The sequence below is a fragment of the Streptomyces sp. NPDC047085 genome (genome assembly GCF_040643735.1).
In the GTDB taxonomy this organism is placed as follows: domain Bacteria; phylum Actinomycetota; class Actinomycetes; order Streptomycetales; family Streptomycetaceae; genus Streptomyces.
Genome location: NZ_JBEYUW010000021.1, coordinates 84,106 through 91,735, shown reverse-complemented (window position 1 = coordinate 91,735; position 7,630 = coordinate 84,106). Strand labels below are relative to the sequence as shown.

The 7,630-nt window shown below is 71.7% G+C and carries 7 protein-coding genes; 2 read left to right on the top strand and 5 right to left on the bottom strand.

Translation table 11 applies throughout. The features are described 5' to 3' along the window. The coding region (locus ABZ865_RS40560) for a 2-oxoacid:acceptor oxidoreductase family protein (protein WP_361242089.1) at positions 1 to 1,272 on the bottom strand (1,272 nt) is incomplete at its 3' end. Positions 1,273 to 1,496: 224 nt separating this feature from the next. Between ABZ865_RS40560 and ABZ865_RS40555 the strand changes: the two genes are divergently transcribed. Next, on the top strand, positions 1,497 to 2,120 hold the full coding sequence (locus ABZ865_RS40555; protein WP_361242086.1) for an NADH oxidase: 624 nt from the start codon (positions 1,497 to 1,499) through the stop codon (positions 2,118 to 2,120). 49 nt (positions 2,121 to 2,169) lie between these two features. Here ABZ865_RS40555 and ABZ865_RS40550 read toward each other — a convergent pair whose 3' ends face one another. The 4 genes from ABZ865_RS40550 to ABZ865_RS40535 form a co-directional block, all read right to left on the bottom strand. After that, positions 2,170 to 2,778 carry a response regulator transcription factor gene (locus ABZ865_RS40550; RefSeq protein ID WP_361242083.1) on the bottom strand — a complete coding sequence of 203 codons (609 nt, stop codon included), beginning with the start codon at positions 2,776 to 2,778 and terminating at the stop codon, positions 2,170 to 2,172. Between the two features lie 83 nt (positions 2,779 to 2,861). After that, the gene (locus ABZ865_RS40545; RefSeq protein WP_361242080.1) at positions 2,862 to 4,175 is read right to left on the bottom strand and encodes a histidine kinase; all 1,314 of its coding nucleotides are present in this window, start codon (positions 4,173 to 4,175) and stop codon (positions 2,862 to 2,864) included. Between the two features lie 168 nt (positions 4,176 to 4,343). Further along, positions 4,344 to 6,650, bottom strand: coding sequence for a TOMM precursor leader peptide-binding protein (locus ABZ865_RS40540; RefSeq protein WP_361242100.1), 2,307 nt, complete (start codon positions 6,648 to 6,650; stop codon positions 4,344 to 4,346). 44 nt (positions 6,651 to 6,694) lie between these two features. Then, the gene (locus ABZ865_RS40535; protein ID WP_361242077.1) at positions 6,695 to 6,886 is read right to left on the bottom strand and encodes a hypothetical protein; all 192 of its coding nucleotides are present in this window, start codon (positions 6,884 to 6,886) and stop codon (positions 6,695 to 6,697) included. 272 nt (positions 6,887 to 7,158) lie between these two features. Between ABZ865_RS40535 and ABZ865_RS40530 the strand changes: the two genes are divergently transcribed. Continuing rightward, positions 7,159 to 7,533, top strand: coding sequence for a hypothetical protein (locus ABZ865_RS40530; RefSeq protein WP_361242097.1), 375 nt, complete (start codon positions 7,159 to 7,161; stop codon positions 7,531 to 7,533). Positions 7,534 to 7,630: the final 97 nt, after the last annotated feature.

Genomic DNA, 7,630 nt, shown 5'->3' with positions numbered 1-7,630 from the left:
GCCGTTGGCCAGGTAGCCGTCGGAGAGCAGGAACACCGGCGTGCGGTAGGTCAGCGCGATGCGGGCCGCCTCCAGCGCCGCCTCGAAGCAGTCGGTGGGCGTGCGGGCGGCGACGATGGGGACGGGCGCCTCGCCGTTGCGGCCGTACATCGCCTGGAGGAGGTCGGCCTGTTCGGTCTTGGTGGGCAGGCCGGTCGAGGGACCGCCGCGCTGGATGTCCACGACCAGCAGCGGCAGCTCCATGGTGACGGCGAGGCCGATGGTCTCGCTCTTCAGGGCCACGCCGGGGCCGGAGGTGGTGGTCACCGCGAGCGAGCCGCCGAAGGCGGCGCCCAGGGCCGCGCCGATGCCGGCGATCTCGTCCTCGGCCTGGAAGGTCCGTACGCCGAAGTTCTTGTGCTTGCTCAGCTCGTGCAGGATGTCGGAGGCCGGGGTGATCGGGTACGAGCCGAGGAACAGCGGCAGATCGGCCTGCTGGGAGGCGGTGATCAGGCCGTAGGCCAGGGCGAGGTTCCCGGAGATGTTGCGGTAGGTGCCCGAGGGGAACGCGGCCGTCGCGGGGGCGACCTCGTAGGAGACCGCGAAGTCCTCCGTCGTCTCGCCGAAGTTCCAGCCCGCCCGCAGTGCGGCGACGTTGGCGGCGGCGATGTCGGGCTTCTTGGCGAACTTGGTGTTCAGGAACTTCTCGGTGCCCTCGGTCGAGCGGTGGTACATCCAGCTCAGCAGGCCGAGGGCGAACATGTTCTTGCTGCGCTCAGCGTCCTTGCGAGACAGGCCGAACTCCTTCAGCGCCTCCACCGTGAGGGTCGTCAGCGGGACGGCGTGCACGCGGTAGCCGTCCAGCGAACCGTCCTCCAGGGGACTGGCCGCGTACCCGACCTTGTCCAGCGCCCGCTTGGTGAACTCGTCGGTGTTGACGATGATCTCGGCGCCGCGCGGCAGGTCGCCGATGTTGGCCTTCAGGGCGGCCGGGTTCATCGCGACCAGCACGTTCGGCGCGTCGCCCGGGGTGAGGATGTCGTGGTCGGCGAAGTGGAGCTGGAAGGACGAGACGCCGGGGAGGGTGCCGGCGGGGGCGCGGATCTCGGCCGGGAAGTTCGGCAGCGTGGAGAGGTCGTTGCCGAAGGACGCGGTCTCGGAGGTGAAGCGGTCGCCGGTGAGCTGCATGCCGTCGCCGGAGTCGCCGGCGAAGCGAATGATCACCCGGTCCAGGCGCCGCACCTCCTTGCCCGGATGGTGCGGAACAACTCTTTCCGTGGTGTGAACGGCCACCTGGCCGCCTCCTTCCCCGCGATGCGGCAGCAAGCAGGACCTCGGTCTGGTTCGCGCACGGTATTGAGACACGCTTGTGAGGGGCCAAAGCCGCCACGGACCAAGGTCGTCGGGGCTCCGGCGGCATATGAATTCCTCATGTCCGAGGCATGACGCAGAGGCTGTCGACCCCGCCGCCACACGTCGGATACTCGACTCCGCATCGTCCGAAAGGGGGTGCCGGCGTGTCGGACACCACGAGTAGTCGGACGCTCCACCTGTGGGCGTTGTGCGAGGACGTGATCGTCGACAACGAGGACGACAACGCGATCGTGCTTGCGGGCCGGTTCGGCACCGAGCGGATCGGAGGCTCCGACCGGATCGTCCGCGAGGTGCTCCGGCGCATGGAACTGGGGCCGGTGCTGCCGGAGAACGCGTGGGCGCCGCCGGGTCGGGCATGGCCGGTTACGACCGGTGCCACTCCCCGGCTGTCCTCGGCTCTGGCCCGGCTGTCCCACATGGTGGTCCGCACCCTGGGTCTGGACGACCTCAGGGGGCCGCTGCTGTCGGTGACGCCGACCGCGGCCGACGCGACCTTCGTACTGGGGCGGGTGCCCGGGGAGCGCCGGATGCGGCTGTCCCCGGACGCGTCGATGGTGCTCGGCGCGGCGGGGATCGTCCTGGCGTCCCCCAGCGCGAAGCACGAGGTGGTGCTGCACCGCCCCGAGGCCGCCTGGGTGGTGGCCATGCTCGCCTGGCCGGTCACGGCGGACGAGGCCGCGGCCGTCCTGCCGCTACCGCGCACCGTCGTGCACGACGTGCTGGGCTACCTCGTCGCGGCGGACATGGCCGTACCAGCGGATGGCTGATCTTCGCCGTGAGCCGTGGGCCGTGGGCCGTGGGCGTGGGCCGTGGGCCTCACAGCAGCCAGCCGGACTCCCGGGCGATCCGGATCGCGTCCACGCGGTTGCGGGCGTTGAGCTTGGTGACGACGGTCGTCAGATAGTTCCGTACGGTGCCCGTCGACAGGTGCAGCAGCCCCGCGATGTCCGGAGCCTCGGCACCCCCGGCGGCCAGCCGCAGCACCTCCGTCTCCCGCTCGGTGAGCGGGCTCTCGGCGCCGCCCCACGCCGCCAGCGCGAGCTGGGGATCGATCGCCCGGTGCCCGGCCGCCACCCGGCGTACGGCGACGGCGAGTTCCTTGGGCGGGGCGTCCTTGAGGAGGTAGCCGCTGACCTGCGCCGACAAGGCCCTGCGCAGGGTGCCCGGGCGGCCGAGGCTGGTCAGGATCAGCGACCGGCACTGCGGCAGCCGCTCGCGCAGGTGCATGGCGGCGGTCAGGCCGTCCACTCCTGGCAGATCGATGTCGATGATGGCCACGTCCGGCCGGTGTTCGAGCGCCGCGGACACGATCTCGTCGCCGCGCTTGACCTCCGCCACGACCTCGAGATCGGGCTCGAGGTTCAGCAGCGCGACCAGCGCACCCCGGACCATGTGCATATCCTCGGCCAGCAAAATCCGTATCACGGAGACCCCCCCCACCCGCCTCGGCACGGAAAGCCAAGTGCGGCCGGATTCTAGCAATTCGCGGCCGTTTCCCATCGATTCGATCAGGCCACGGAATCACCGACGGCTACGGAGTCGTCCCTGGCGGTGAGCGGGTCCGGGTGCTTTGCCGATGGAATCTCGGCCACAAGACGGAACGTTCCGTCGTCGGTCCGGGCGGACTCCATCCTTCCGCCGACTGACTCGATCCTGTCGCGCAGATTGCCGAGTCCGCTGCCGCCGTGCGGGGACGGGTCGTGGTAGGCGGGGTCGACGCCGTCGTTGCACACCGACAGGCGTACGACGCCGTCCCGTTCATCCACCTCGATCGTGCAGCGGCCGGCGCGGCTGTGCCGCAGCAGATTGGTGACCGCCTCCCGCAGCACCGTGGCCAGCACGGTGTCCGCCTGCTTGGCGAGCCGCACCGCGCCGACCTGCTTGGTGACCAGGATGTCCGCCGCGTGCAGCACCGACTCGGCCGAGGAGATCTCCTGCTCCAGCGACATCTCGCGCAGTCCGCTCGCCACCCGGCGCACATCGCTCAGCGACTGCCGGGATATGGCCAGCACGTCCTCGATCTCCGCCGTGGCACGGGCCGGATGGCCGGGGATGAGCCGGTGGATCAGCTCGCTCTTGAGGGTGATCGCGGACAGGCTGAAACCCAGCAGGTCGTGCAGATCGCGGGCGAACCGCAGACGTTCCTCGGTGACGGCCATGCGGGCGAGTTCGCCGCGTGCCTCGACCAACTCGCGGATCAGCGCGGACAGCCGGGACAGGCCGTAGATCACCAGGCCCGTCAGCAGGGTCGACTCGGGCAGGTAGACGACGTCGACCACCGGCCGCCCCTCCAGCAGCGGCGGCACGATCATGCTCAGCCCGATCAGCGCGTACAGCGTCCAGGCCACCCTGGGCCGCAGCAGGAGCAGGACGGAGGCGGCCAGGAACCCCGCCATCGACCCCCACGCGGCGTGGAACGCCAGGATCGGCCCGTATGTCAGCAGCGCCTGCGCGGACAGCGTGAGCACCCGGCGGCGTGTCAGGGGGCTGCCGGGCCGCGCCGCTGAGTGCGACAGCTGGATGGCGAAGATCGCCGCCAGCGCGAGCAGCGCGGCCGTCATCGCGACCGGCGACAGGCCCGTGCCCGCGATGTTCAGCATCGTGATGAGCGTGTAGCTCAGCAGGGCCACCAGCAGGATGGCGCGGGCCAGCCGGGGCGCCGGAAGATCACTGCCGAGCCGAGCGGCCCGCTCGCCGTCGGTCGGACGTGCCTGTTCGCCATCGACCCGACACGACTCGGCGTCGTCGGCCCGGGCCTTGGTGTCGTCGGCCCGGCACGTCTCCGTGTCGTCGGTGGCGCTGGTGCGGTCGTGACGATCCATCGAATGCACGGCCTCTTCTCGGGACTTCGTCCGCGCTTGTCGCAACTCTCCGCGCGTCAGCGGGACATGATATGAGAAGACCGTGTAGGTGAGGTAAGAGTTCCATGGCCGTCGCGAAACGCCCGCAGGCCGGGGGACCGGTGCCCTCGGCCGGCGAGCGTATCCGTGTCAGACGAACAGCGGGACGGGATTGAGCTCCTCGTACGAGGTGGGAGCGGTCAGCCGCCCCAGGGCGACGGGGACGTCGTACAGCCGTCCCGGGGCCAGCCGCGCCCAGAAGTGCCGCATGCCGGGCACGATCACCTTCACGACAGGAATGTCCAGGTCCGGTCGCGTCTGGTCCAGCACCAGCAGCTCCATGCCCCGCTGCCGGACCAGACCGGTGATGGCGGTGACGTCGTCCAGCAGGTCGGCCCGGGGCGCGTACTGCCAGCTGTCCGGCGTGCGTGCGGGCTGTTCCGGCGCGGGCGCGAGATACGGCCGGCCGGCCACCGTCGCCTGCCGCCACCAGTCCAGCGCGTCCGGGTCGTCGACGGCGTACCCCGTGCCGTCCGCCCGCGCGTCGCGCACGGCGGGCAGCAGCTGGCCCAGTTCCGACAGCGCCCGGCGCAGCGCGATGCGCGGGTCGAAGTGCGCCCCGAAGCCGAAGATCACGTCCTCGGCGGCCTTGTCGGTACGCCGGGACAGCGCGGCGAGCACCGGGATGCCGAAGTCGGAGGTCAGATCCAGCATCCACAGCTCGCGGCCCAGCCGCGCGCAGGTCTCCCGCATCAGGTCGGCGTACGGCTCCCCGAACGCCTCGACGTCGACGCCCGGCTGGGCGGTGCGGTTGTACCACCACAGTGCGACCGCGTCCCGCTCCACCAGCTCGAGGAACCCCTGCACCAAGGCGTCCTCGCGGCTGCTCCCCGCCGCGTTGCCGTTGGAGTCGGCGTGCAGTCCGTCCGCCGCGGGCCCGCCCTGCGTGAAGTACAGCATCGAGGTGGGCAGCAGCCGACGGGTGCCCGAGGTCAGCGACCACACCGGTGTCCACTCGGTGGGTCGGCCCACGTCGAAACGTTCCGGCACGTGCCGGAAGGGCGATCCCCCGGCGTTCCACCACTCCCGGTCGCGGAACTGCCGCTCGTCGTACAGCTGGCAGTCGTTGGGGTGGACGGCGTCCGCTCCCAGCCCCCGGTAGCTGTCCCGGACCACGGGCTCGTCGCCCTGCCGGGTGCCGCTGTGGCGTTCGACGGCCTCGCACAGCGCGCTCACCCGGGCCTCGGTCTCGGTGAGGCCCTTGCCGCCGCTCAACGCCCGCAGCCCCGCCCGCAGATCGGCGAGGGTGGGCGGTCCCATCGCCAGGTTGTGGCCCGAGACGAAGGAGTGGACCCCGGCGGGGGTGCGTGGCGCCCGCCGGATCTCCTTGATGATCCCGGTCACCGGGTCCACCAGATGGCCATGGCGCTCCAGCATCTGCGCCGGGGTCAGGGCCCGGTGCCCGCCCGCCGCGAGCGTGGCCTTCGGCCGCGACTCGGGGACGAACGGCGCGCCCACGCTCCGGGCCACCAGCTCCGGGTCACCGCACACCGCGCACTGCGGCAGCCGGGCCACCCGGTGCGACCGAGACGTCAATTGGAGCGTGTCCAGGGCGTGCAGCACCCCCTGGTTGTCGTAGCGGATCCCCGCCAGCCACTTGGCCGCCTCCAGGACGGCCATGTGCAGGGCGAGGGACCTCCCGGCCGCGAGCGAGGCGTCGGGCCGCCGCGGCGGGCCGTCCAGGCCGAGCGCGCACCGCACGGGCCACTCCGCGCGGCGGTGGCCGGCCAGCCGGGTCGCCAGACACGACCAGCACGGACCGTCGTACGGCCGGAACACGGGCCCCACCCAGGGGTCGGCCCCGCACATCTTGGCGATCAGCCAGGGCCGCCCGCGCTCACGGTGGGCCGCGTCGACGTCCCGCAGACCCGGCGCGAGATAGTCGTCGCACAGGACGAGCGAGAAGTCCGCCTCGTCCGGGACGTCGGCCACGCCCATCCCGGAGTCCCGGCACGCCGCCGCGATCGCGCCGGTGTCGACGTCGGTGAGCGCCTCGATCCAGACCGAGGCGTACCGCAGCCGGGCCGCCGTCGTCCCGCCGTCCAGGCCGGCCAGGTCCCAGTATGCCTCGGCCGCCAGGTCCGGGCGCCGGAGCGGGCCACCCGCGGGTGCGGACGGCCCGGGCTCCGGACGGAAGCGGAGCAGCCCGGCCGACATCAGGTCGTTCACCGACAGCATGACCTCGCCGGGGTCGAGCACCGGGGCGGCCGCGCGCAGGACGGCGTCCAGCGTGCGGGTGCCGTCGAGCAGCGGCACCAGCACCTCGGCGTGGGTGCCGTGCAGCGTGGTCACGCCACGCCGCGACATCAGATAGGCGGCCTCCCCGGGAACGACGGTGGGCTGCAGATGGAGCTTGAAACCCAGCCGTACGTTCCCGTCCGCGGCGTTCGCCGGCATCGCTTCCCCCTCCGCCGGCAGCACCGCTTCCCCCTCCGGAGGCGTCATGCCGACAGTCTCCCGGCGTCCGCACCGCCCTGGGCGCCGGAGGCGGCGACGATGCAGATGGTGAACATCGGCGTGTCGTAGCCGGTCCCGTCCAGGTTCTCGATCACCAGCCGGGGCCGTGCGGGGTGTGCGGGACGAACCTCGGGGGCGGGGGCGGAAGTGCGGCGACCCGTCATGAGCTGTGCCATATCTCGGTCTCCCTCGTTGCCGTTCCAGCCGGTTCCTTTCAGCCGCCATCGTTGTTCCGGGGCACCCCCTTCAGACAGTGGTGCCATCACGTGTGGGGGGTGAACTTCTCACGCCGGGAACGGCGCAGGTCGGCGCGGTGCGGGCGGCCGGCACCGCGCGTAGAACGCGTCCGGCGAAAACAGCCCGGTCCCCACCCGTCTCACCGCTACACTCCCGGCGTCGGCGTACCTCCTGGGGGGAGACCAGCGTGGCCCGAAACGTGGATCGACACCTGGAACGACCGGACGACCGCATCCCGTCCGCCCTGCGCTTCACCACCGAACTCATCGCCTGGGTGGCCACTCCCTGGGCCCTGTCCTCGTACTCGTGGCTGCTCGCCGTCCTGTCGGTGGTGGTCCTGATCGGCCTTCCGACGCTCTTCTCCACCCCGGAGGACAAGCCGCAGGTGATCATCCCGGTCCCGGGCGTGGTCACGATCCTGCTCGTGCTCCTCCAGCTCGTCGCGGCGGTGATCTCCTCCTGGGCGGCCTGGCCCACCTGGGCCGCCGTCATCGCCACCCTCCTCGCCGCCGGCACCCTCGTCACCGAACGCCCCCGCTGGCAGTGGCTGCTGGCCAAGGACCGCCGCCGGGGCCTCACTTCGTGACGGCCGTGGTGTCGCGGCCGAGGGTGTGCAGCGGTGTTCCTGGCCGCTCGGCTCGGCCAGTGACCCACGTGCGCAGCTGACGGCCCTTCATCCCGAA

Coding starts and splice junctions, on each gene's coding strand:
- ABZ865_RS40545 (WP_361242080.1), bottom strand. CDS start 4,175: ATGGATCGTCACGACCGCACCAGCGCCACCGACGACACGGAGACGTGC.
- ABZ865_RS40540 (WP_361242100.1), bottom strand. CDS start 6,650: ATGCCGGCGAACGCCGCGGACGGGAACGTACGGCTGGGTTTCAAGCTC.
- ABZ865_RS40535 (WP_361242077.1), bottom strand. CDS start 6,886: ATGGCACAGCTCATGACGGGTCGCCGCACTTCCGCCCCCGCCCCCGAG.